This window comes from Marinobacter sp., assembly GCF_048266785.1.
Classification (GTDB): domain Bacteria; phylum Pseudomonadota; class Gammaproteobacteria; order Pseudomonadales; family Oleiphilaceae; genus Marinobacter.
Genome location: NZ_JBLWYX010000001.1, coordinates 268,562 through 292,363, shown reverse-complemented (window position 1 = coordinate 292,363; position 23,802 = coordinate 268,562). Strand labels below are relative to the sequence as shown.

Below are 23,802 nucleotides of genomic sequence, written 5' to 3'. Positions count from 1 at the left end.
GCCGATGATTAAAACACTCCTATCGCTGAGCGGTATCAGCAAGCAGTTTGACGGCAAGACCGTACTGGATGAACTGAGCCTCACGATTGATGATGGCGAGTTCATTACCCTTCTTGGACCCTCCGGCTGTGGTAAAACGACCCTTTTGCGCATGATGGCGGGGTTTGAGCTCCCGGATCGCGGCACTGTTACGCTGTCCGGCGCTGATATCACACAAACCCTGCCAGAGCACCGCCCGCTTAATACGGTTTTCCAGAATTACGCGCTGTTTCCTCATATGTCGGTTTTCGACAATGTGGCTTATGGCCTGAAAATGGAGAAACGGCCGAAAGCTGAAATACGTGAACGTGTTGAAGAAGCACTTGCCATGGTTCAGCTGGAGGATTTTGCGAGGCGCAAACCGCACCAGCTTTCCGGTGGCCAGCAGCAACGGGTTGCGATTGCCCGGGCGGTGGTCAAGCGGCCCAAGATGCTGTTACTGGATGAGCCGTTGTCTGCACTGGACTACAAGCTGCGCCGCACCATGCAGGTAGAACTCAAGCGGCTGCAGCGTGAGCTGGGTATTACCTTCGTGTTCGTCACTCACGATCAGGAGGAAGCGCTGTCGATGTCTGATCGCATCGTGGTACTCAAGGACGGGCATATTCAGCAACTCGGCACCCCGCGGGAAGTCTATGAGCGTCCGGCAAATGTGTTTACTGCGCGATTTGTAGGCCAGACCAATTTCTTTCCCGGTCGCGTTACCGGGGTTGAGGACGGTCGCATAAGTGTGGACGTATTCGGCCTGAATCGAGAGCTGAGCAAGCCGTCGTTCCGTGTTGTGATGAATCAGACACTGCATGTTCTGCTGCGCCCGGAAGATATCCGGGTACTTGCGCCGGATGATACCGAAGGTGTCGCAGGCAAGATCGTAGAGCGCAACTACAAAGGCAGTACGCTGGACTCGGTTATCGAATTGGAGGGCGGCAGCCATGTTATGGCCAGCGAGTTCTTTGACGAGGACGACCCGACATTTGATTACAGCATTGGCGAGCGGGTGCGCGTGAGTTGGGTAGACGGCTGGGAATGGTTGCTGGCAGAAGAGGGTGACGAGCCGTTGACGGATGAAGAGGAGCTGGCTGCTGATGATGCAGAGCATTAAGCAGCAGCCGTTCAGAGCGGCGGTTCTGGTGCTGGTGTGGGGTTGGCTGCTGTTCCTTGTGCTTGCGCCCAATATGCTGGTGGTGGGTGCCAGCGTGATGACGCGTGATCCGTCTACCTTTATTTCACTGCCATTGAACCTGGATGCCTATCGGCAACTGTTCAATCCGCTGTATCTGGAGGTGTTTCTTCACTCACTTTACATGGCAGCCATGACCACGCTGATCTGCCTGCTGATCGGCTATCCGTTTGCCTGGGCACTGTCGCGGGTGGAGAAGCGTCGGCAGATGTTGCTGATTTTTCTCTTGATCGTGCCTTTCTGGACAAATTCACTGGTGCGCACTTACGCCCTGAAGCTGATCCTGGCGACGAACGGCTTGTTGAATAGCGCGCTCATGTCTTTGGGTGTGATCGACGAGCCGGCGCAGCTTTTGTATACAGAAGGTGCCGTGATAGTTGGTCTGGTGTATCTGCTGCTGCCGTTCATGATATTGCCCTTGTACTCGGTGTTTGAGGACCTGCGACAGGATGTTCTGCTGGCATCTCACGACTTGGGCGCGGGCCGGTTTGCCACCTTTAAAAACGTTGTTGTGCCGCTGACTCTGCCGGGCGTGCTGGCCGGTGTCATGTTGGTATTGCTGCCAGCCATGGGGCTGTTCTTTGTGCCGGACATTCTGGGTGGCTCGCGCAATCTGCTGGTGGGCAATGTGATCAAAAACCAGTTTCTGGATGCCCGTAACTGGCCATTTGGCGCTGCCGCCAGCATTGTGCTGACCCTCACCATGGCGCTGTTGATGTTTGCGCACCGGTTGAGTAAACGCCGTCTGGGCGAGGAGGGTGCGTGATGCGCTGGCTTTCCCGTAGCTATCTCGCTCTGGTGTACTTGCTGCTGTATGTGCCGATTGTGGTGCTGGTGGTGTTCTCCTTTAATGACTCCCGCACCGGCTACAACTGGGGAGGCCTCAGCCTGCGCTGGTACGAGTCGCTGTTCAATAACCACGCTATGGTGCAAGCCATGTGGAATTCTTTGTGGCTAGCGCTTACGGCGGCGACTGTGTCTACGATGATAGGGGCGCTGACCGCACTGGCGCTGCACCGCTATCGCTTTCGTGGCAAGAGAGTGCTGAACGGTATGTTGTTTGTGGTCATGATGTCGCCGGAAATCGTGCTGGCGATTTCATTGCTCGGGCTGTTCCTGTTACTGGGCCTGAAGCTCGGGTACGTATCGCTGTTGCTGGCGCATGTGACTTTCTGTTTGCCGTTCGTGGTGATTACCGTTATGGCCAGGCTCGCCGGGTTTGATGAGCGCCTGCCGGAGGCGGCGCGGGATCTGGGCGCCAGCGATTTCACTATGACCCGTACGGTGCTGATCCCGGTTATCATGCCGGCGTTAATGGCCGGTTGGCTGCTCGGCTTCACGCTCTCAATGGACGATGTTGTGGTGAGCACCTTTGTGAGCGGCCCGAGTTACGAAATTCTGCCTCTGCGCATCTATTCCATGGTGCGTGTAGGGCTTAAACCCGAAGTAAACGCGCTGGGCACTTTGTTGCTGGTGTTCTCACTGGTGATGCTTATGGTGTCGCAATGGATACTTTCAAGGAGCAAACAATGAAGAAACTCGCGCTGGCCGGCTTGCTGGCACTGGGCCTGACGGGCTGCAGTTCTGATGATCCGCAGGTACTGAACCTGTATAACTGGTCTGAGTACATGCCACAGGAGGTGTTGACTCGCTTCGAGGATGAGACCGGCGTCAAAGTTGTCTACACCACCTACGACAGCAACGAAGCCATGTACGCCCGGCTCAAACTGCTGGACGACAGCGCCGCTTATGATCTTGCGGTGCCGTCGACCTACTATGTGAGTAAAATGCGTAACGAGGGGCTGTTGCTGCCCATTGATCGAAGCAAAATCAGCGGCTTTGAGCAGCTTGATTCTGAACTCACCGGTCTGGATATCGATCCGGACAACCAGTACAGCGTGCCTTACCTTTGGGGCACAACGGGTATTGGTGTCGATACCGCTGATATTGAAGGCGAGCCGGTGACCGCCTGGGAAGATCTCTGGGATGAGCGCTTCAAAGGCCGGGTGAATCTGACCAACGATATGCGCGAAGTCTTCCACATGGGCCTGCGGGTGCTGGGTTATTCCGGTAACAGCACCGATCCGCAGCAAATTGAAGAGGCCTATGAAAAGCTTACAGAGCTCATGCCTTCTGTGCGCACGTTTAACTCAGACGCACCGCGCATGCCCTTCCTGGAAGGTGAAGCGGATGTGGGCATGATCTGGAACGGTGAGGCCGTTATGGGCAAGGACAGCATGGAGTCACTGGAGTATGTATATCCGGAGGAGGGCGTTATCGCCTGGCTGGACAGCTTCGTGATTCCGAAGAACGCCAAAAACCCGGAAGCCGCCCACAAGTTCATCAGCTTTGTGTTGCAGCCGGAAATTGCGGCACTGATTAGCGAAGACATCGGCTATGCCACGCCGGTGCTGTCAGCCCGAGACCTACTCGGAGACAAGGTTGCCGGAGACCGTGCCAGCTACCCAACACCGGAAGACATGGTTAATGCCGAATTTCAGACTGACATTGGTGACGAGGTATTGCAGGTATACGCCAAGTACTGGGAAAAACTGAAATCCGGTCTGTGAGGCCAGTGCCGCGGCTATACGCAAAGGTGCGCCGCTCTCGTTTTTGCTACTGGATATCGATCATTTCAAGCGCTTTAACGACACTCACGGGCATGAGGCGGGTGATACGGCTTTGCAGACGTTTGCTTCGATATTGAAATCCCGGTTCCGTGGCCGCAATAGTGTTGGTGTTTTTTCGGAGCCCTAGACCACCAGAACCGGGCACTTGGCGTGCGCGGCCACACGGTGTGAAACGCTGCCGAGAAACATCCCGTCCTTGTCGCTGTGAGTACCTCGGGTTCCCACCACGATCAGATCCGCTTCCTTGTCCTGAGCAAATTTTATAATAACCTTTGAGGGGCGTCCGGCTTTTACAAAGCCGCGAACCTTGGTCGCGCCATGCTCCTTTGCCATAATCTTGGCGTGGTTAACCACCTCTTTGGCGTATTCAGAAAGCACCTTGTCCGGAATGTCCATGTCGGAGGGCCTTCCTATGGAAAGAGACGCCTCAAACAGACTGTGATGCTTATACACACAGAGAATGAAGATCTCCGCCCCCGGTAGGAGTTTTTGCAGCCCAATGGCTTTGTCTAGCGCCCCGAGAGAGGTTTTGGAACCGTCCACGGCCACAAGTATCCGTTTGAACATTGTATTCTCCTTAAAATCCAGAACCGGGCGCTCGTTATTCTGCAAAGGCAAGATCACGCAGGAACAGGGCAATCTGCGGAAACACAATAATCAGAGCGGCAGCTGCGACCAACATGATGATAAACGGCGGTGTGCCGCGAATAACTTCCAGATAAGGCCGCTTGAATATGGCAATCGCCGTAAAAATATCGCAGCCAAACGGCGGCGTTGCCGAGCCGATTGCAACCTGCAAGGTAATAAGCACGCCCACGAGAACCGGGTCCAGGCCTGTTGCCTGAATGGCAGGCGCAAAGATAGGTGTCAGTACCAGAATGACGACGATGGGGTCGACAAACATGCAGGCGATAAAGAACGACACGCAGATGGCGATAAGGACGCCTACCGGGCCGGCTTCATTAACGCCTACTGACTCCAGTATTGCCTGCGGGATCTGGGCAAAGGATATGATCCAGGAGAACCCGTTCCCCACCGCCACCAGAATGAACACGACTGCGGTGATCAGACCAGTGGATTTGGCGATCTTGTAAATCTCGCCGAGCTTCAGGGAACGGAACACAATGAATTCCAGGAAGAACGCATAGAGTACGCACACAGCTGCTGCTTCGGTTGGGCTGAAGATGCCGCCGTAGATACCGCCAACGATAATAACCGGGAAAAACAGTGGCCAGCTGGCGTCGCGGACGGAGAAAACACGCTGGCGCCAGGTCGCTTTGGGTTCGGTAGGCACCTTGTTTTTGTAGGCGTAGAGCAGGCAATACAGCGAGAACATGAACAGGATCAGGAGACCCGGGCCAATGCCTGCGATGAACAGCTCCGCGATAGACGTTTGGGAGATAACTCCGTAAATGATCATGCCGATACTGGGGGGGATCAGGAAGGCAATGTCACTGGCATTGATGATCAGTGCCAAAGTAAACGAATCGGAGTAGCCGGCCTTGAGCATTTTCGGGCGCAGAGGGGAACCAACGGCGACAACGGTTGCCTGGGTGGAGCCGGAAACTGCGCCGAAGAGCGTGCAAGACGTCGCGGTACTGATCGCCAGTCCGCCTTTGATATGGCCAATAAAGGCCATAACCATATTGATCAGTCTGTCTGCAGACTGGCCGCGTGTCATGATGTCCGCCGCGAGAATAAACATGGGCACGGCAATGAGCGAAGCTGGTCGGATGCCCCCCATCATCTGCTGAATGAATGTGCCCATCTGGCTGAAGCCGTCGAACATCATCACAAAGCCTACGACGGCGGCGGTCGTCAGTGGAATCATCATGGGGAAGCCGAGGAGCAGCAGCCCGATCATGATGATCATTAGAATAGTTGCCATAGATGTGCCCTTTTTTATCGTGCCCGGTCTGAAACCGGATCAGACTTCCGATTCAGAATCCGCGTATCCGTCAATCACCCCGGTGGAGAGGTAAACATCTTCACTGGTGAAGTTCTTGATGGCGGTGAGGAGATACTGAATGCCGGTGACGGCAAAGCCCACAGGCGCCCAGATATAAATCCACCAGATTTCAAAGCCCAGCGCAGGCAAAATGCGACCACGGCTATACAGAGTCTCGATGTAGCCGTAGGAGTGATAGCACAGGAAGAACATTACCGCGGAGGTGAACAGGGCGATGATGATCATCAGTATCTTACGACCTTTGGGCGGGAGTGCGTCGTAAACAGCAGACATCCGGATGTGTCGGCCGTAGCGCGCCGCATAACCGATGCCGGCAAAGGTCACGAGAATAATCAGGATGCGGTTTATTTCGCCGGAGAAAAAGAATCCCTCTCCAAATACAAATCGCGCAACAACGTTAACACAGGTATTGATGGCCATGAGGATGATACCTGCGGCCAGAATGACTGCTTCAGCGTTGGCTATCCATCCGTCAATGACCCCCAGAAATCCGGGCAGACCAGATTTGAAAGTGCCGGTATCGTCGTCTATCTCCGGGGAATTCTCGGACATGTAGTCGGCTCCACATCATGTCGCTCCCAACCGGACGTTATTGTATGGCGGGGCGGGTTGATTCATCAAAATGTCCGCCGGCGGGCGCCGGCGGACAGGAAGAGGTACAGAATCAGTCGTTCTGTACTTCTTCAAGGTCTTTCTTGAACTGGTTCAGCAGGTCCTTGCCACCTTGACCGGCCATTTCAATGAACTTTTTCTCAACCTGCGGAGCTCTCTCCTTGAAGGCTTTGATCTGCTCTTCATTCAAGCGAGTGACGGTAACCTTGTCGCTGCTCTTTTGGATTTTTGCGAGTGCCTCGTCCGCCAGGCCGTCGATGTGATTGATGATTTCTTCGAAGGCATAATCAGCCGCATCCTGGATCAGCTTCTTGTCCTTATCTGGCAGACCGTCGTAGAAGCTCTTGTTAGCCATTGCTGCAGTAGTAAACCAGCCGTGACCCGTGAAGATCAGGTTGGGCGATACTTCATACAGTCCGCCGGACTCGATCCAGAAAATCGGGTTTTCCTGCCCGTTAATCATGTTGGTCTGCAGAGCGCCGTATACTTCGCCCCAGGGCAGTGGTGTTGGAGTCGCGCCAAACGCAGAGTAAGTTTCCGACAGCAGGGGATTGGTCATAACCCGGATTTTTTTGTTCTGCAGTTCTTCGGGAGTCGTTATTGGCTCATCCAGAGTGATCACGAATTCGCCTTCCGGATACATTTGCAGAAGTTCCAGACCTTTCTCTGCGTAGAGCTTCGGGAAGTCTTCGTTGATGGCCTTACTCTTACGGAAGAATTCAATGACCGTATCCATGTCGGTAGGCATCAGATAAGGAATGAAGAAAATCTGGGCTTCGGGAATCAGGGAGCCAGTGAAACCGGGGGACTGGTTAACAAAGTTCAGAATGCCTGCCTGGGTCTGTTCCATGATGTCATCGGATTCACCGAGTTCACCAAAACGATACACCTGAAGGGTGTGATCGGAATTATCCTCGATATATTCCTTGAATTTGTATGCGTATACATCCTGTACGTCGCCTTCGTACTCTTCGTGTGCATAACGCCAGTTGGCGGCATTCACGGAGTTTGCTGCTGTCATTGCCGCGAAAGCGAACGCTGAAATTCCGGCCAGTTTCTTGAATTTACTCATGCTACTCATCGGGTTTTCTCCGTTCGTTTATGTATAGATATTTATTGTTACATTGCTAAAGACTGGCAAAACTTCGCGACTTACGCAAGAAATTGGCCTATTTGCTTTGCTTCTGACCAGCGCCTTTTATGTGGATGCCTGCCCTCGAGAGAAACATCCCGAACTCCTCTGTAACCCGGTCAAGGCTGTTCCCGAGGCGGTGACCGTCGGGCAGCATCAGTGCTGGTAGCGCTTGCTGCCGGGCCAGCTCCATAACCGGCAGTGGCGGCACAACGTCATCATCCCAGCCGTGGATAATTTGCACATGTTGGGCCCGGATATGCGGGCTGGATTGCGGGTAGGCCGGCATCGCCAGTGCTGGCGCCAGCAGGAAACAGCCGAGAACGGGCGTCTGGGCGCTGGTTTGTGCGCATACCCAGCCACCCATGCTGGAGCCGGCGAGAATGATGTTGTCCGCGTCTGCGCCGCTGGCGGCAATAGCATCCTGCATCTGAGCAAGGCGGACCGCCGGGTCTTTACTGCTCCGGTGGTCAATGGCATGCGCCTGAACGTTATCGAAGGTCTCCGCCAGCATTTTCAGGGCTTGGATTTTGGTACTGCCAGGACCGCTTTCCAGTCCATGTGAGAGAAAAATATGAGTGATGGTCTGTTTTACCATGGGTCAGTTTTTCCAAAATCCTGTTTTTCAGCCTGATGGGCAGGCGTTTTCCATCGATCCAGTTTCGGGCTTGAGCCATTAAGCTGCTCTGCCCCGTGTCTCCCAAAGGATATCTAATGCATGACGGCGCTTTTCCGGGTCATGGATATCCACAGTAAACATCACCTCGTCCACCGTTACGCTGGCCAGCAGTTCATCAAGTTGTTTCCGGATGGCTTTGGCATCGCCAATTAGCTGAAGCGCCAGAAAATCCTGTACTCCGGCCCGCTCACCAGCATTCCATAAACCATCCATGGACTCGACGGGCGCCTTCATCCAAAGAGGTTGCCCCCTGAAAAGTGCGAGGATGCGCTGGTAACTGGTGGTTGCCAGGTATTTTGCTTCTTCCGTGGTATCTGCGGGCACGGCGGGAACCGCAAGAATAGTGTAAGGCTGCTGCAGCTGTTCTGAAGGCTGGAAGTTGTCCCGATACACTTTCAGCGCTTCCCGATACAGGCGCGGGGCGAAGTGCCCGGCAAAGGCATAGGGTAAGCCCCGCATGGCGGCGAGCTGGGCGCTGTAGAGGCTGGAGCCGAGGAGCCAGACGGGCACATTGGTGCCGGCACCCGGAATGGCCTTCACCGCCTGGCCAGGCTTCAGAGGCCCAAGCATGGACTGCAGCCGTGCCACGTCTTCCGGGAACTGCTCTGCGCCCAAGCCATCCCGACGCAAGGCGCGAGCGGTTATCGGGTCTGTGCCCGGCGCACGGCCAAGCCCCAGATCAATGCGGCCCGGGTAAAGGCTTTCCAGAGTGCCGAATTGCTCGGCGATGACCAGCGGCGGGTGGTTGGGCAGCATCACGCCTCCGGAACCAACCCGGATGGTTTGGGTCTTACCGGCAATATGGCCGATCAACACTGAAGTGGCGGAGCTGCTGATGCCCTCCATGTTGTGGTGCTCTGCCAGCCAGAATCGCTTGAAACCGAGCTTTTCGGCATGCTGGGCATAAGCCACGCTGTTTTTAAGGGTGGCACCTACGGAATCACCTTCGCGAACCGAAGCGAGTTCCAGCAGTGAGTAGTCAGGATAGTTGCTCATGGTGCTAGGATAACATCTGAAGCCCGCACTGCCTCAAGCTGTTTCAGAATGCGCGGGGCGTCTTGACACCAATGTAACGCCAATTACCACGAAGGAAACCATTGTGCAGCAAAGCGCCTATTATGAAGACGACACCACGCTGGCCCAGTATCTGGAGTTTCATTTTGGTGAACAGTGGCACGGCGAAGCGAACTTTCCCCGGGGCCTGGCCAGGGTGGCGATTGATGCGATGGACGGCCGAACACCAGGGCGTGCTCTGGATATTGGCTGTGCCTGTGGGCGCACCAGCTTTGAACTGGCACGGGTTTTTGCACACGTGGACGGCATCGATTTTTCCAGCAAGTTCGTAGAGCAATGCCAGGTGATGGCCCGGGATAAGTTGGTTCGATACGCCCGCCCTGAAGAGGGTGCACTGGTAAGCTACCAGGAACGTTCTCTGGCGTCTCTGGATCTGGAAGCTACCGCTGAGCGGGTGGCATTTCATCAAGGGGACGCCTGCGACCTCAAACCTGAATTCACCGGCTATGATCTGGTGCTTGCTGGCAACCTCATCGACCGGCTTTACGACCCTGCACTCTTCCTGACCCGTATTCATGACCGATTAAATGACGACGGGCTTTTGTTGATTGCTTCCCCTTACACTTGGCTGGAAGACTACACGCCGAGGGACAAATGGGTGGGCGGCTTTCAGAAAGATGGAGAAGACTACACCACCCTCGACGGGCTGCACGACATGCTGGCACCTCACTTCACGTTGCTACTGGGATCCAGAAGCCTGCCTTTTGTGATCAGGGAAACACGTAACAAGTTTCAGTACAGTTTTTCCGAGCTGACCGTGTGGCAGAAAATCAGCTCTTGATCTGAGCGGTTCACCGCATTTTGAAGCCTTTTTCCTCGAGAAAGTCTTTCATGTGCGGACGCAGTTTGCTGGTGAACAGGGGCTTCAGTTGCTCTGACCAGTTTGTGTCCTTGTTGCCGCCCGTGCGCTCCAGGTAGTACTTTTTCATAGTCTCGTCGAAGCCCGCTACCTGAGCCTCATCCTGTTCGTCCTGGTAATAGTCTTCCTTGAGAATGGCCTCTGGCGGCAGCCGGGGTTTTACCTCCGGGTCCTGGTCAGGGTACCCAAGGCACATGCCGAACACCGGGTACACGTGCTCAGGCAGGCGGAGAATTTCGCTGATTTCGGCAGGATTATTCCGTATGCCACCGATGTAGCAAAGCCCCAAGCCTTCGGATTCAGCGGCAATGGCAACATTTTGAGCCATCAGTGCGGTGTCGACACTGGCAATCACTAATTGCTCCGTCATACCGTGAACCACCTCTGCACCAGCCCTTTGTGCCGCTTCCGTGGGCCGCTTCATATCGGCACAGAACACCAGGAAATCGGAGCATTCGGCAATGTAGTTCTGTCCGCCGGCCAACTCTGCGATTTTCTTTCTGTTTTCCGGATTAACCACGTGAATCACGGAATAGGCCTGAACGTGACTGGATGTGGCCGCACTCTGGCCGGCACGGATGATTTCCCTGAATAGCTCGCGGGGAATCTTCTGCTCTGTGAATTTCCGGATTGAGCGGTGGGAGTTCAGTAGTTCGATGACTGGATTCATGATTCCTCGTAATCGGTGAGCACGCAGATAGCATGCGAACGTTGTAAAAAATGGAGGATAGGGTGTTTGCGGGCAAGCTGCAAAGTCAGAAACCGTGCCGAGACGTCGTTCCCCGGCGTTACTGGCCGGAAAAAGCGGCTGGTCGCTTGGCGAGAAACGCTGATACGCCTTCTGCGAAATCGGCGGTTTCGCTGGCCTTCAGAAACGCCTGCCGCTCCGCTTCCAGGTGAATCTCGAGGGATCGCCCACTGGCATCATCCACCAGTCGGCGGAATGCGCCAAAAGCCCGAGTCGGTCCGTTGGAGACCTGATTGACGGTGGCTGCCAGAACCTCATCAAATGTTTCTTCCGGTGATACCTCGGTCACCAAACCTAATTGTTCTGCTTCAGTTGCTGTGAGTTGGCGGCCAAGCAGCATCATTTCCGTTGCGCGTGCCGTGCCTATCTTGTGCGGCAGAAACCAGGTTCCGCCGCAGTCTGGCACCGTGCCTATTCCGTTATAGCCTATAAGAAATCGCGCGTTTTCCTCGGCTATGATGATGTCTGCCATCAGAGCCAGGCTCAGTCCGGCGCCTGCCGCCGCACCCTTTACGCCGGCAATGATCGGAGCGTCCATGCTTCTCAAAAGAAGGATCGCTTCATTGAGCGGCACGAGCAAGCTGTTAATAACTGCCTGCGTGTGTTCCGGAGTGCCGGCCATGCTGGCGACATCGCCACCGGCCATGAAGGCCCTGCCGGCGCCGGTCATTACGATGCAGCGTAATCCTGGTTGCTCTTTTAAATCCTTAACCGCTTCCAGAAACGCTTCGGCCATGGCTGTGTTGATGGCATTGAGGACGTCGGGGCGGTTGAATGTCAGGGTGGCTACGCCAGCTTGGTCATCAAACGTCGAGATTACAGGGCTTTCCGTCATGGTTGTGAATTCCGTCGCTGAGAGTATTCGGGTACCTGTTTAGCTAACTATAGAACAGAGTGTCTTGGTTTTTGCGATGGGAATAGGCTACTTTAAATCGTGCTCAGGAAACTAACCTGACGTATACGTAAACAACAATAACCATAATCTGCGGATATGCGGGGAATAATGTCCAGTATCCTCGAAATTAATCATCTTTCGCTCTCGTTCGGTGGCGTGAAGGCGCTCCAGGATGTGAGCTTCCGTGTGCCGGAAAATACCGTCACCACAGTGATTGGCCCGAACGGCGCCGGCAAGACATCACTTTTTAACTGCATCTCCGGTTTTTACAAACCCCAGCAAGGCACCATCAGCTATCAGGGTAAGGCGCTCACGGGAATAAAACCGCCCGCCCGCGCGGCCTTGGGCCTTGCGCGAACCTTTCAGAATATAGCCCTGTTCCGTGGCATGACGGTACTCGACAACATCAAATTGGGCGCCCATGTGCACATGAAAAGCGGTCTGCTGGGTTCCCTCGCGTATTTTGGCGCGGCGCGCCGCGAGGAAATGGGGGTGCGTCAGGAAGTAGAGCGCCACATTATCGATTTTCTGGAGATTGACCATATACGACGCCAGCCAGTAGCCAGCTTGTCCTACGGCCTGCAGAAACGGGTGGAGCTGGCCCGTGCTCTGGCCATGCGGCCGAAGGTGCTTATGCTGGATGAGCCGGTCGCCGGGATGAACCGTGAAGAGAAAGAAGATATGGCCCGGTTTATTCTGGATATCCGGGAAGAGTGGGGCGTAACGGTTCTGATGGTGGAGCATGACATGGGCATGGTCATGGATATTTCCGACCATATTGCCGTGCTCAACTTCGGCCAGGTAATAGCGGAGGGGCTGCCGGCAGAGGTGCAGAACAACCCACAGGTTATCGAAGCGTATCTTGGCACCAGTGACATGGACAGCCTGCGCAAGAAGCTCAACCCAGAACGTGAGGTGGCCTGAGTGGACTGGTTGTTTTTTGGAGAAATCAGTCTGGCAGGCCTGGCCATGGGTGGTCTTTATGCCCTGATCGGGTTGGGTTTTGTGATCATTTATAAAGCCACCCGCGTCATCAACTTCGCCATCGGCGAGATCATGATGTTCGCGGCGTATCTGTTTCTGGCCTTTGCCGGTGGCATGGAAATGTCGCCTTGGGTAGCTCTGCCGCTGGCGGTGCTTGGTGGAAGCCTGCTCGGCGGCGTGATTGAAAAGGTCATGATTCGCCCGATGCTGGGGGAGTCATCCATTTCCGTGGTCATGGTCACTATCGGCATCGCCAGCATTCTGATGGGAGTGGTAGAGATGATATGGGGCGCTGATCCGCAGCTTTTGCCGAGCTTCCTGCCCCGCAAGCCGGTGTTTATTGGCGAGATGTACCTGGCGCCCAAGATTGCCTATGGCTTCCTGATCGGCGCTGCACTGCTCATCATTTACCTGCTGTATTTTCGCTTTTCCCGTGGTGGCGTTGCGCTGCGGGCTACCGCCTCGGATCAGGCGGCCGCCTATTCGATGGGCATTAACGTGCGCCGGGTATTCAATCTGGCCTGGGTGTTCGGTTCGCTTGCCGCCTCGTTGGCGGGCGTGCTGGTGGCGGCAACCGGTGGGCTTAGCCCGCAGTTTGGTGCTATTGGCCTGAGTGTTCTGGTGGTGGTGATTGTCGGAGGGCTCGACAGCATCGTTGGCGCTCTGATTGCCGGGGTATTTATTGGCTGGCTGGAAACCGTTGCAGGCGCATATCTGGGTGGAGAGTACCGTATGCCCGCTACGTTCGCGGTGCTTGCAGTCATTCTGGTTTTCCGCCCTTACGGCCTTCTCGGCACCCACGACATAGAGCGAGTATAAGATGCGCATTGGTGACGCAAAACAGGGCTACGAAGCCGATGAGGCTATCTGGAAAAGTTCCACCCAGAAAATCTGGTTCGCTTTTTTTCTGCTGGCGCTTGCCGTGTTTCCTTTTATGGCCGACGCCTATCTGCTGTATCTGGGCTGCATGGTGGGCATTGCGGTTATCAGCACCACGGGGCTTAACATCCTGACCGGATTTACCGGCCTTATTTCGCTCGGGCAGGCGGGCTTTATGGGGGTGGGCGGCTATACCGTTGCCTGGTTGTCTGCAAACACAGCACTGCCTTTCCCTGTAACGCTTCTGTTTGCCGGGTTGCTGGCTGCTGCGGTTGGCATTCTGGTGGGGCTTCCGTCCCTGAGGGTGAAAGGGCTGTACCTGGCGATTGCTACCCTGGCTGCCAGTGTTTTTCTGCACTTCATCTTTGCTGAGTGGGAGTCTGTAACCGGCGGAATGGGGGGGCTGAGTCTGGAGCCGGCGCATCTGTTCGGGCTGACGTTCCAAAGTGATTTTGACATGTACTTCATCATTGTGCCGCTAGCGGTGCTGATGGTGGCTGGAGCCACAAACATATTCCGAACCCGCACTGGCCGGGCATTTATCGCGATCCGGGACCGGGATATTTCCGCCGAAATACTCGGTATTAATCTGCTGCGCTACAAGTTGATGTCTTTCGCGCTCAGTTCGTTTTATGCCGGTGTGGCGGGCGGTTTGTTTGCGTATTTTTACCGGGTGGTTACGCCGGAAAGCTTTCCTCTCTCCATGTCCATTTTCTATCTGGCAGCCGTTATTGTCGGCGGTATGGGCAACCTGCTGGGCGGCATCCTCGGTGCGGCCTTCATGACGCTGATTCCGGAAGTGCTCAAACTGCTCACCGCAGCTTTGACCCCGTTTTATCCAAACGCACCGATATTCATGTCGCCGATGCTCGAAATTATCTTCGGTGCCCTGATTGTCGGTTTCCTTATTTTTGAACCGCACGGGCTTGCGGAGATCTGGCACCGCATACGGCGCTTTTTCAGTTTATGGCCCTTCAAGAACTAGTGGATTTAACAACAAGAAGCCGCAAGGAGAAGAAACATGTTCAAACGCATCTTAAGTAAAGGTCGCAGGTTTGCAGGCATCGGCACGATTGCCGCTTCCCTGCTAGCAGCAGCGCCCGCAATGGCACAGGATAAAGACCCCATCGTATTTGGTGGCTCCATACCTCTTTCCGGCGTGTTCGCCTTTGCCGGCGTGCACATCCACGCCGGCCTGACCGACTACACCAACTGGATCAACAGCGAGGGCGGCATCAACGGCCATCCGGTGAAGTATGTCATGGAAGACACCGGCTACGAAGTCGACCGTTCCGTGGCAGCGTTCAAGAAAATCACCGGCAGTAACACGGTGCCGGTTTACTACGGTGACAGCACCGGGTTCATGAAAACCATTGCCTCGGAACTGAACAGCAGAGGCACCACACTGATGAGCGGCGCATCTTTCGCGACCGCGCTGACAGACAATGAACAGTACCCGTATCAGTTCATCCCTGGCCCCAACTACAGCCAGATGTTCGGCATTATTCTTGAGTACATTGCGACTCAGGGCAAAGATGGCGATATGCCTACCGTTGCATTTGTATACAGCGATACCGAGTTTGGCAAAGACCCTATTGAAAACGGCAAGGCCAAAGCCGCTGAAATGGGTATCGAAGTGGTAGAAGAAATTGTTACCAAACCCGGCAGTGTGGACGTGTCTGCAGAGATACTGAAGCTGCGCCGGGTACGCCCGGACTTCGTGGTATTCCACGGTTATGTGTTGTCGCCCATAAACGAGTTCATGGTGCAGATGCGGCAGATGGGGCTGGATACCCGGTTCATGGGTACCTTCTGGTCTACCGACAAGTTGATCATCAACAAGATGGGCGCAGACGCCGATGGCTACATGGGTGTTATGCCATACAACTACTATGACAGCGCCGAAGGCGGGCCCATGCTTGACGCACTGCGCACTACGGCGGAAAAGAGCGATCCGGATGCCGGCTATCGCCCCACTGGCTACATGCAGGGCTGGTTTAACGCGATGGTATGGACCGAAGTGATCAAGCGCACCCTGGATGCAGGCAAGGAACTGACTGCCGAAAACATGGCTGAGTCTCTGGCTTCTATCAAGGACTGGGACACAGGCGGCATTATCGGTATTCCGGTTACGGTGCAGGATATGTCGTTCCCGGTTGGTCGAATTTGGCGAGTAAACGCTAAAGAAGCTCGCTACGAGCCGGTATCTGACTGGATTCACCTCGACTGAGACGCTGTATGGAAGCCTTGCTGGAAATCGATAACATAGAAGTGGTTTACAACAAGGCGGTGCAGGTTCTCCGGGGCCTGTCACTGCGTGTTCCCCGTGGCGCCATTGTGGCGCTGCTGGGTTCCAACGGCGCTGGCAAGTCCACCACACTGAAAAGTGTGTCCGGGCTGCTGGCCCTGGAGGACGGCGAGGTGACGGCCGGTGAGATTCGCTTCAAGGGCCGCCCTTTAAAAGGGATGGCACCGGAAAAACTGGTTCGCGATGGCCTCTTTCATGTAATGGAGGGGCGCCGCGTATTCGAAGACCTGACCGTTGAGGAAAACCTCGTTGCTGCAACTTACGCGCTCAGCGGGCGCAAGACTTCACTGAACGACTCTTACGAGTTGGTTTACGATTATTTTCCCCGGCTCCGAGAGCGCCGCAAGCAACTTGCGGGCTATCTGTCCGGCGGAGAGCAACAAATGCTGGCGCTTGGCCGAGCGCTGATTGCCCAGCCGGAACTGATCATGCTGGATGAGCCATCGCTTGGCCTGGCCCCGCAGCTGGTGGAGGAAATATTCACCATTATTGCCCGTATAAACCGGGAGCAGGGTACGGCAATACTTTTGGTCGAGCAGAATGCGGCCGTGTCTCTGGCGATTGCGTCTTATGGTTACATCATGGAAAACGGCAAAATCGTGATTGACGGTCCGGCGGACAAGCTCGCAACCAACGAAGATGTGCAGGAATTCTATCTGGGCGTTGGTGGCAAAGAAGGTGAAGCCCGCAGTTACCGGGACATCAAACATTACAAGCGCCGCAAGCGGTGGCTGTCATGACAGCATCGCAAATTCCTGATCTTACGCTTACACAAATGCTTCGGGCGCACGCCAAAGAGCGCCCCGATATGCTGGCGCTGCGCCAGAAAGATTTCGGTATCTGGCAGGCCTATTCCTGGCAGGATTACTATCAGCGCGCCCGCCACTTTGGCCTGGGCCTGCGAGCGCTTGGTCTTTCCGAAGGTGGCCACGTTGCCATTATTTCCGAAAACCGGGTCGAGTGGGTTATCGCCCAGATGGGGGTCGGCCTGGTAAAAGGTATCTGCGTGGGGGTCTATCCCACCAGCCCCTGGAATGAGGTGGCTTACGTACTTGAGCACAGCGATGCCGAAATGGTGGTGTGTGAGGATCAGGAGCAGACCGACAAGGTTCTGGAGGCTTGGCCCGAGCTGCCGCAGCTAAAGCACAACATCGTTATAGACCCGAAAGGGCTGCGATCCTATCCGCAGCCTCCGTCCTCATTCGACGCAATCGAAACCCTGGGGCGGGAATTCGAGAACAGCCATCCTGAGTTGATTGACCAACTGCTCGACACTCAGCAAATGGATGATCTCGCCCTGATGATCTATACGTCCGGTTCTACCGGCCGGCCCAAGGGTGCAATGATCAGTTGGGGCAACCTGCAGGCAGGTGCGCCCGGGTTGATTGAATTGCTGGGCGTGGATCAGCACAGTACCAGTTTGTCGTACCTGCCGCTGTGCCATGTGGCAGAACAGGCTTTGACCAATATCGCGCCGGTTTATGTGGGGAGTGCAGTGAGCTTTGGCGAAAGCCTGCGTACGGTTCAGGAAGATCTGCGAGAGATCGCACCGACATTTTTCCTGGGTGTTCCGCGGATCTGGGAAAAACTCCATTCTGCCATCTATATAAAGATGCAGGAGACAGGGCGCCTTCGGCAGATGCTTTTTGATCGTGCCATGAAAGCCTGTGAGCCAATGGCGACCAAGCCAAAAGCAAAGTGGAGTCTTGGCGAACGGCTTACTTACGGCATTTATTACTGGCTGGTATTCCGGTCTTTGCAGAACTTTATCGGGCTGCGCCGTTGCACCATTGCGCTGACCGGAGCGGCCCCGATTTCAACGGGCATTCTGCAGTTCTTCCGCACTTTGGGTGTCCCTCTGGTTGAGGTTTTCGGTCAGACCGAGAGCACGGGTATTGCGACAGCCCAGCGTGTCGACAGCGTTTGCCTTGGCACGGTCGGAACAGCGGTTGCCGGGCTTGAGGTAGTTTTGGGTGAGCAGAACGAAATCCTTATGCGAGGCGGCACGGTTTTCAAAGGCTACTACAAGAACGATGAGGCAACAGACGCTACTCTGAAGGACGGCTGGCTGCATACCGGTGATGTAGGTGAATGGAAGGAAGGTCAGTTGAGAATCGTTGACCGGCTCAAGGACATCATGATTACCGTCGGGGGCAAGAACCTGTCGCCCACGGAAATTGAAAACACCATCAAGGCGAGCCCTTACATCAAGGAGTGCATTGTCATTGGTGAGGCCCGCAAGTATGTCTCGGCGCTGATCCAGGTGGATTTTGAGACAGCCGCCAAGTGGGCAGAGCAGGAACGGATTGCTTACACCACGTTCCGCAGCCTGACCGAGCACGAGAAGGTACAGGAACTGATTCAGGCGGAGGTTACCAAGGGCAACGACAGACTGCCGCAAGTGGCGCAGATCAAGCGTTTTCACCTGCTGAGCAAAGAGCTGGATCACGACGATGATGAAGTGACGGCCACCATGAAAGTGCGCCGGAGCAAAATCTATGAGAAGTACGCGGAGGTGATCGAGACGTTGTATAGGTGACAAGGCTTGAGAGTGATATTACGGGGGAAAACCAGACAGAATAGCTTGCGAACGATCTGGATCAAGCCTACTTGACGGAAGCTATGGTTTGAGAAGCTTATTTTGATTGATAATGGGCCCCCAAAACTTTTGAGCCAGGTATCATGACTGAAATCACACGTTACGAAAAACCACCCGCCCGGCTTGGGCTCCGGCGTGCCGTTATACCTCAGGGTATCGGTATGAAAGTGGCCCTTATTTTGTCTGTGATTTTTTCTTTGGGGTTCAGCGCGTTTGCCAGCGCGGCTGAATCCGGCGTTGTGAATCTGACCCGCCACCCGGTGGGTTACCTTGCGGTTGCGATCTTTGTTATCGCTTATGCGTTCGTGATGCTTGAGGAAAAACTGCATCTGCGCAAGTCCAAGCCGGTGCTGCTGGCGGCAGGCCTGATCTGGTTCCTGGTCGCCGGTGCGGCGGCCATGAGTGGCGATACCGAAAGCGCCAATGCCGCCTTGAAACACAATCTTCTGGAATATTCCGAGCTCCTGCTGTTTCTGCTGGTGGCAATGACCTATATAAACGCCATGGAGGAGCGTCAGCTCTTTGATGCGCTTCGTGGCTGGTTGGTGAGCAAGGGCTTCAGTTATCTCAGCCTGTTCTGGATTACCGGGTTGCTGGCATTCTTCATCTCACCCATCGCCGATAACCTGACCACGGCCCTGCTGATGTGTGCGGTGCTGATGAAGGTGGGTGAAGACAGTCCGCGTTTTATAGGCCTTGGTTGCATCAATATTGTGATCGCGGCAAACGCCGGCGGGGCGTTTTCTCCGTTTGGTGACATCACAACATTGATGGTCTGGCAGAAGGGCGTGGTCGAGTTCACCGAGTTCTTCAGGCTGTTTATTCCCGCCGCAGTCAACTTCCTGGTGCCGGCAGTGATCATGAGCTTTGCCGTTCCCAGCGAGCCGCCGAAGGATGCGTCGGAACCGGTTATTATGAAGCGCGGTGCCCGCCGCACCGTTGCGCTGTTTCTGCTAACCATCACAACCGCGGTGTTGGGCCACAACTTCCTGCATCTGCCGGCCGTGGTTGGCATGATGATGGGCCTCGCTTACCTGCAGTTCTTGGGTTACTACCTGCAGCGCAGCTTTAAACGCGGTGTTGCCCGTGAACGGGTCTGGGCTGAAAATCACCAGAATACCCGCCTGCTCGAGCGACTCGACAAAGCTGTGCCTTTCGACATCTTCAACCCTATGGCGCGCACCGAGTGGGACACGCTGCTGTTTTTCTACGGTGTTGTGCTGTGTGTGGGCGGGCTCGGTTACATTGGCTATCTGTCTGAAGTGTCTCAGCTTTTGTATAGCGACTGGAACGCGACGGGTGCCAACATTGCCGTCGGTGTTATATCAGCGATTGTAGATAACATTCCGGTGATGTTCGCCGTGCTCTCAATGGGGCCGGATATGTCCCACGGCCAGTGGCTGCTGGTGACACTCACTGCGGGTGTTGGTGGCTCTATGCTATCAATCGGCTCAGCTGCCGGGGTTGCATTGATGGGCCAGGCCCGGGGTTACTACACCATCATGTCGCATCTGCGCTGGACACCGGTGATCATGCTTGGCTACGCGGCTTCTATTGCAACGCATATGTGGTTGAATGCAGGCCTGTTCTGACACGATATGCACGGAGCCCGCTCAGGGCTCCGTGTTCCGAATTGTCTGAAGACAACTGAGTCAGCGTGTTGTTCTACGCATAGCAGCCGTCGCCGGCGATGGAGGTTGCTTCATCAGTTCAGTATTTTCAGCACTACCGCGTGGCCTTCCTCGTTGCTCAACCCGAGCTTGACCACACTACCCGGCTTGGTGCCCAGCAAGGCAAGGCCAAACCGTGAGCCGATGCAGACATCGTCTTTGTCGGCTTCCGGGCAGGAACTGGAATCTGTTAACCGGAACGTAAGCACTGAAGAGTCCAGGCAATTGATCAACGTAACAGTGCTGCCAATCAATGCTGTGTTTTTTGGTTTGGTTAGGGGGGTTCTGTAAATTTGCCCCAGTTTCATATTCAACGTTTTGATATCACGTGAACCCAGGTTAAAGCCCGCATTCATCATCATGTCAGTTTCTCTGATGTTAAAAAGTTCGCATTGCCAATGGCAACACAAACGGTTGGCTGGTTGTCTTCGCTAAAGAAATAACGACCGTACGCGAGCTCCGTATGGCGGGGCTCGCTGACTAATGGAAGGTGATCGAAAGGGGGAACAAAGAAACCATGGCCAGCTCCTTCACTTGGATGGCCGGGCACCATATCAGCTTTGGAATTAAAGGCAATTATGTGTCTGATTGCGGGGTGAATGGTTATAAATGCAAAGTTGAACAGGTTCTGCTCGGGGCTAGACTGAAACTGGCCACGGGTGCCCATCAGAGAGGGAGTGTTCAGGTAAATGAGTGCAGCCGGGTGGGGTATAACACAGGATGCTCCGTTGTTCTTGGCAGCCAATTCATCATGTTGACGGAATTTACCCTGGCCGGGCGCGTGCTCTGGGTGTTTGCGATTCTGCTCTGGCTGGCACTGACCTACACCATATTTACGGCATTCACGGTAAAAGAAGAAAAACCGTCGCTGGATAAGGGTATTACCGGCGGATGGTTGCTGGCGGTGGTGGCAACTCAATCCATTGCGGTGCTCAGTGCGTTAATTGCCGTGGATATGCCTCAGCCCTACAAGCTGGGTATTAACTTTCTGGCGCTGTCCATGTGGCTTTGGGGCGGCATGCTGTACATCTGGATGATGTCGCTGATTTTCTACCGCTATACCTTTTTCAAATTTTCTCCGGGTGATCTTGCGCCGCCATACTGGATCAACATGGGAGCCATGGCAATTTCGACACTGGCCGGCTCCTTGCTGATTGTGAATGTGAAAGATGCACCGTTTCTGGATTCACTGTTGCCCTTTCTGAAGGGCTTCTCGGTGTTCTATTGGGCCACCGGAACCTGGTGGATACCCATGCTGTTTATCCTTGGGATATGGCGGCATGTGTACAAGAAGTTCCCGTTGGAATATGACCCCCTATACTGGGGTGCGGTGTTCCCTCTGGGCATGTACGCCGCCAGCACCTATGAGATGACGGCCGCTCTGGGTTTTCACTTTCTGGATTTCATTCCCATCAGCTTTTTCTACCTTGCTCTGGTTGCCTGGGCCATTACATTCATTGGGCTGGTGCGATCATTCAGGCCGGCGAAGTTACGTGGCTGACGGCATGGGCTTTGTCTGGCGCATCACCGGCAACGTGTCTTTGCATGCGCAGGCTGTTGAGCAGAACACATAGGCTGCTGAGTGACATGGCAATGGCTGCAATAACCGGCTGAACTGATGGTTGGCGATAGACCAGATCAGCAACAGCAAGCCAACCGTGGAGAGCACGAAGGTAATGATCAGGAGAACGGCGATGGTGGGCGTCATAGTCTGTCATTTTGATTCATTATTAATGCATCTTAAGTACGGCCGGCAAGCAAATCAAGTGAACGCGGGCTTTTAAAGCAGTATTTGTATTCGTTTGGAAGATAAAGAAGAGTTGCAATACATTAACGCGACTGACCGGATTGAACGATGGTTTGAGTTGTTCTAAATCAAGTCGAGGCAGCGGATGTAAGTGTCCAGAGGCCCATTAGTAATTGATAAAGCGCCCCAAGTGTTTGATAAAAAGTGACTCTGTTCAGCATCCTGTACCAAAGGGCCAGACTGGTCTACGCTGAAATAAAAGAACAATATGGGCCGCCTCGCCGATCTGTTGGATAGCCTCTCCACGCGGGGGCAGCTCTGGGTAGAGTGCCGGGATTGGTCATGTCTGGAAAAGCCTACCTGTATGAAAACGTCAGCCACCACCTCAGGCAGCATATCCATGAGGGGAGTTACCGTGCCGGAGAGAAACTGCCCTCTGTGCGGGTCCTCAGCCGGCTGTTCCATGTCAGCGTCAACACTATTCTGCAGTGCTTTCGGCAGCTTGAAGCCGATGGTCTGATCCGTCGTATCCCGCGTTCCGGCGTGATCGTCACTCCGAATCTATCTGAACAAAAGCCGGTGGATGCGGCACGGCCGCCTATTCCGTTACTTCCAGTGGAAGTTTCGCTCAGTGAAGAAATTCTGCGCTACATGGAACCCTACGCCAGCCGCCCCATGACGCGGTTCGGGATTGCCTTGCCCGGCTCCGAAATTATGCCTGTTGAGCGGGTATTGCAGACGTTCAGGGATGTTACCCGATCGGATGGGCTTGCCTCCTGGCACTACGCTCATCCACGCGGTGAGGAGAATTTTGCACATCAGCTTGCCCGCCGAAGCCTGAACTATCCGGTGCCGGTTACTGAGCAGGGCTTGCTGGTCACCAATGGCTGTATGGAAGCCATTGAACTCGCTTTGCGGGTAGTGACAAAGCCCGGGGATGCCGTGGCTATAGAAACACCCACCTATTACGGCACTCTGCTTGCTCTGGAGGTATTGGGGCGTAAGGCTCTGCCAATTCCCACAGACCCTCAGCAAGGTATCCGTTTGGCAGCGCTTGAGCAGGCTTTGCGCCGGGGCCAGGTGTCTGCCTGCATGATTTCAGCCAATGCCCAGAACCCGTTGGGCTTCAGCATGCCAATCGGGCACCGCGAAAAGCTTGCGCAGCTGGCCGGACGTTACAAGGTTCCGGTCATCGAAAATGATATCTGGGGCGACACAGTTTTCGGGGAGGCGCAGTTGCCGGTCAAGGCGTTCGACCGGGAAGGCGAGGTGATCTACTGCAACTCCTTCTCCAAATCCCTTATGCCGGGTATGCGGCTGGGCTGGATCGCTCCGGGGCGTTTTCTGCACCGGGTGCTGGAACTGAAACAGGTGAGCAACATTGCCACGGCTTCTGCGCCTCAGCTGGTGATGGCAAAGCTCATGGAGAGCGGCTTCTATCATCATCACCTGCAACAGTTGCGTTCTCACCTCCAGTGTCAGACCCGTGAGTTGACGGCATTGGCCCAGCAGTATTTCCCGGTAGGGACCCGAATCAATAAGCCTTCTGGGGGGTGCGTGCTTTGGTTGGAGCTACCAAAAGCCATCGACTCCGGGCGGCTTTTTGATCTTGCGCTAGCGCAGCAGATTCACATTTTCCCTGGTCGGGTATTTTCCCCGGCCGGACGCCACACCCATTGTCTGCGCCTGAATGCCGGTAGCCCGGTGACGCCCTCCATTGCAGCGGCAGTGCGCAAGCTTGGCGTGCTGGCGCATCAGCAGCTGACCTGACCATTCAAACGACTGCGCCTGTTTGAGT

The 23,802-nt window shown here is 54.9% G+C and carries 25 protein-coding genes; 15 read left to right on the top strand and 10 right to left on the bottom strand.

Annotated elements, in window-relative coordinates:
- The first annotated feature begins 4 nt into the window (after positions 1 to 4).
- From potA to ACN0V1_RS01360, 5 genes are read left to right on the top strand one after another with little or no spacing between them, the layout of a single operon-like run.
- On the top strand, positions 5 to 1,141 hold the full coding sequence (gene potA, locus ACN0V1_RS01380) for a spermidine/putrescine ABC transporter ATP-binding protein PotA (RefSeq protein WP_417543265.1): 1,137 nt from the start codon (positions 5 to 7) through the stop codon (positions 1,139 to 1,141).
- Positions 1,125 to 1,985 carry a spermidine/putrescine ABC transporter permease PotB gene (gene potB, locus ACN0V1_RS01375; RefSeq protein WP_417543264.1) on the top strand — a complete coding sequence of 287 codons (861 nt, stop codon included), beginning with the start codon at positions 1,125 to 1,127 and terminating at the stop codon, positions 1,983 to 1,985. The genes potA and potB overlap by 17 nt, the downstream gene beginning before the upstream one ends.
- Positions 1,985 to 2,752 (top strand): spermidine/putrescine ABC transporter permease PotC, encoded by a 768-nt coding sequence (gene potC, locus ACN0V1_RS01370; RefSeq protein WP_417543632.1) that lies wholly within the window; start codon positions 1,985 to 1,987, stop codon positions 2,750 to 2,752. Before potB ends, potC begins: the two co-directional genes overlap by 1 nt.
- Complete coding sequence (locus ACN0V1_RS01365; protein ID WP_417543263.1) at positions 2,749 to 3,789, top strand: extracellular solute-binding protein; 1,041 nt, start codon at positions 2,749 to 2,751, stop codon at positions 3,787 to 3,789. Before potC ends, ACN0V1_RS01365 begins: the two co-directional genes overlap by 4 nt.
- Positions 3,790 to 3,805: 16 nt before the next feature.
- A complete protein-coding gene (locus ACN0V1_RS01360; RefSeq protein WP_417543631.1) occupies positions 3,806 to 3,976 on the top strand; it encodes a diguanylate cyclase in 171 nt (56 codons plus the stop codon).
- Here ACN0V1_RS01360 and ACN0V1_RS01355 read toward each other — a convergent pair.
- From ACN0V1_RS01355 to ACN0V1_RS01330, 6 genes are all read right to left on the bottom strand, one after another.
- Positions 3,973 to 4,416 (bottom strand): universal stress protein, encoded by a 444-nt coding sequence (locus tag ACN0V1_RS01355; protein WP_291950333.1) that lies wholly within the window; start codon positions 4,414 to 4,416, stop codon positions 3,973 to 3,975. The genes ACN0V1_RS01360 and ACN0V1_RS01355 overlap by 4 nt on opposite strands.
- 34 nt (positions 4,417 to 4,450) lie before the next feature.
- On the bottom strand, positions 4,451 to 5,737 hold the full coding sequence (locus ACN0V1_RS01350; RefSeq protein WP_417543262.1) for a TRAP transporter large permease: 1,287 nt from the start codon (positions 5,735 to 5,737) through the stop codon (positions 4,451 to 4,453).
- Between the two features lie 39 nt (positions 5,738 to 5,776).
- Positions 5,777 to 6,370 (bottom strand): TRAP transporter small permease, encoded by a 594-nt coding sequence (locus tag ACN0V1_RS01345; protein WP_417543261.1) that lies wholly within the window; start codon positions 6,368 to 6,370, stop codon positions 5,777 to 5,779.
- Positions 6,371 to 6,482: 112 nt separating this feature from the next.
- Positions 6,483 to 7,511: a TRAP transporter substrate-binding protein DctP gene (dctP, locus tag ACN0V1_RS01340; RefSeq protein WP_417543260.1), complete on the bottom strand. Its 1,029-nt coding sequence runs from the start codon at positions 7,509 to 7,511 to the stop codon at positions 6,483 to 6,485.
- Positions 7,512 to 7,599: 88 nt separating this feature from the next.
- Positions 7,600 to 8,160 carry a YqiA/YcfP family alpha/beta fold hydrolase gene (locus ACN0V1_RS01335; RefSeq protein WP_417543259.1) on the bottom strand — a complete coding sequence of 187 codons (561 nt, stop codon included), beginning with the start codon at positions 8,158 to 8,160 and terminating at the stop codon, positions 7,600 to 7,602.
- 78 nt (positions 8,161 to 8,238) lie between these two features.
- Complete coding sequence (locus tag ACN0V1_RS01330; protein ID WP_417543258.1) at positions 8,239 to 9,237, bottom strand: LLM class flavin-dependent oxidoreductase; 999 nt, start codon at positions 9,235 to 9,237, stop codon at positions 8,239 to 8,241.
- A 103-nt stretch (positions 9,238 to 9,340) separates the two neighbouring features.
- Here ACN0V1_RS01330 and ACN0V1_RS01325 point away from each other — a divergent pair, with 103 nt between their 5' ends.
- Positions 9,341 to 10,096, top strand: coding sequence for a putative 4-mercaptohistidine N1-methyltransferase (locus ACN0V1_RS01325; RefSeq protein ID WP_291950352.1), 756 nt, complete (start codon positions 9,341 to 9,343; stop codon positions 10,094 to 10,096).
- A 10-nt stretch (positions 10,097 to 10,106) separates the two neighbouring features.
- Here ACN0V1_RS01325 and nfsA read toward each other — a convergent pair whose 3' ends face one another.
- Together nfsA and ACN0V1_RS01315 are read right to left on the bottom strand one after the other, a co-directional pair.
- Positions 10,107 to 10,844, bottom strand: a complete 738-nt coding sequence (nfsA, locus tag ACN0V1_RS01320; RefSeq protein ID WP_417543257.1) for an oxygen-insensitive NADPH nitroreductase — start codon at positions 10,842 to 10,844, stop codon at positions 10,107 to 10,109.
- Positions 10,845 to 10,962: 118 nt separating this feature from the next.
- Entirely contained in the window at positions 10,963 to 11,757 is a 795-nt protein-coding gene (locus ACN0V1_RS01315; RefSeq protein WP_417543256.1) for an enoyl-CoA hydratase/isomerase family protein, read from the bottom strand.
- A gap of 168 nt (positions 11,758 to 11,925) precedes the next feature.
- Between ACN0V1_RS01315 and ACN0V1_RS01310 the strand changes: the two genes are divergently transcribed.
- From ACN0V1_RS01310 to nhaD, 7 genes are all read left to right on the top strand, one after another.
- Positions 11,926 to 12,741 carry an ABC transporter ATP-binding protein gene (locus ACN0V1_RS01310; protein ID WP_417543255.1) on the top strand — a complete coding sequence of 272 codons (816 nt, stop codon included), beginning with the start codon at positions 11,926 to 11,928 and terminating at the stop codon, positions 12,739 to 12,741.
- Positions 12,742 to 13,620: a branched-chain amino acid ABC transporter permease gene (locus tag ACN0V1_RS01305; RefSeq protein ID WP_417543254.1), complete on the top strand. Its 879-nt coding sequence runs from the start codon at positions 12,742 to 12,744 to the stop codon at positions 13,618 to 13,620. It abuts the gene before it with no gap.
- Position 13,621: 1 nt separating this feature from the next.
- A complete protein-coding gene (locus ACN0V1_RS01300) occupies positions 13,622 to 14,665 on the top strand; it encodes a branched-chain amino acid ABC transporter permease (RefSeq protein ID WP_417543253.1) in 1,044 nt (347 codons plus the stop codon).
- A gap of 36 nt (positions 14,666 to 14,701) precedes the next feature.
- Complete coding sequence (locus tag ACN0V1_RS01295; protein ID WP_417543252.1) at positions 14,702 to 15,910, top strand: ABC transporter substrate-binding protein; 1,209 nt, start codon at positions 14,702 to 14,704, stop codon at positions 15,908 to 15,910.
- Between the two features lie 8 nt (positions 15,911 to 15,918).
- On the top strand, positions 15,919 to 16,728 hold the full coding sequence (locus tag ACN0V1_RS01290) for an ABC transporter ATP-binding protein (RefSeq protein ID WP_417543251.1): 810 nt from the start codon (positions 15,919 to 15,921) through the stop codon (positions 16,726 to 16,728).
- Positions 16,725 to 18,527, top strand: a complete 1,803-nt coding sequence (locus ACN0V1_RS01285) for an AMP-dependent synthetase/ligase (RefSeq protein WP_417543250.1) — start codon at positions 16,725 to 16,727, stop codon at positions 18,525 to 18,527. The genes ACN0V1_RS01290 and ACN0V1_RS01285 overlap by 4 nt, the downstream gene beginning before the upstream one ends.
- 143 nt (positions 18,528 to 18,670) lie before the next feature.
- Complete coding sequence (gene nhaD, locus ACN0V1_RS01280; RefSeq protein WP_417543249.1) at positions 18,671 to 20,179, top strand: sodium:proton antiporter NhaD; 1,509 nt, start codon at positions 18,671 to 18,673, stop codon at positions 20,177 to 20,179.
- A gap of 113 nt (positions 20,180 to 20,292) precedes the next feature.
- Here the strand turns inward: nhaD and ACN0V1_RS01275 are convergent, their stop codons facing one another.
- On the bottom strand, positions 20,293 to 20,619 hold the full coding sequence (locus tag ACN0V1_RS01275; RefSeq protein WP_417543248.1) for a hypothetical protein: 327 nt from the start codon (positions 20,617 to 20,619) through the stop codon (positions 20,293 to 20,295).
- A gap of 341 nt (positions 20,620 to 20,960) precedes the next feature.
- Here ACN0V1_RS01275 and ACN0V1_RS01270 point away from each other — a divergent pair, with 341 nt between their 5' ends.
- Positions 20,961 to 21,758, top strand: coding sequence for a tellurite resistance/C4-dicarboxylate transporter family protein (locus ACN0V1_RS01270; protein ID WP_417543247.1), 798 nt, complete (start codon positions 20,961 to 20,963; stop codon positions 21,756 to 21,758).
- Here ACN0V1_RS01270 and ACN0V1_RS01265 read toward each other — a convergent pair.
- Positions 21,733 to 21,975 carry a hypothetical protein gene (locus ACN0V1_RS01265; protein ID WP_417543246.1) on the bottom strand — a complete coding sequence of 81 codons (243 nt, stop codon included), beginning with the start codon at positions 21,973 to 21,975 and terminating at the stop codon, positions 21,733 to 21,735. The two genes, ACN0V1_RS01270 and ACN0V1_RS01265, sit on opposite strands and share 26 nt — an antisense overlap.
- Before the next feature lie 371 nt (positions 21,976 to 22,346).
- Between ACN0V1_RS01265 and ACN0V1_RS01260 the strand changes: the two genes are divergently transcribed.
- Positions 22,347 to 23,774 carry a PLP-dependent aminotransferase family protein gene (locus ACN0V1_RS01260; RefSeq protein ID WP_417543245.1) on the top strand — a complete coding sequence of 476 codons (1,428 nt, stop codon included), beginning with the start codon at positions 22,347 to 22,349 and terminating at the stop codon, positions 23,772 to 23,774.
- Positions 23,775 to 23,802 lie beyond the last annotated feature (28 nt).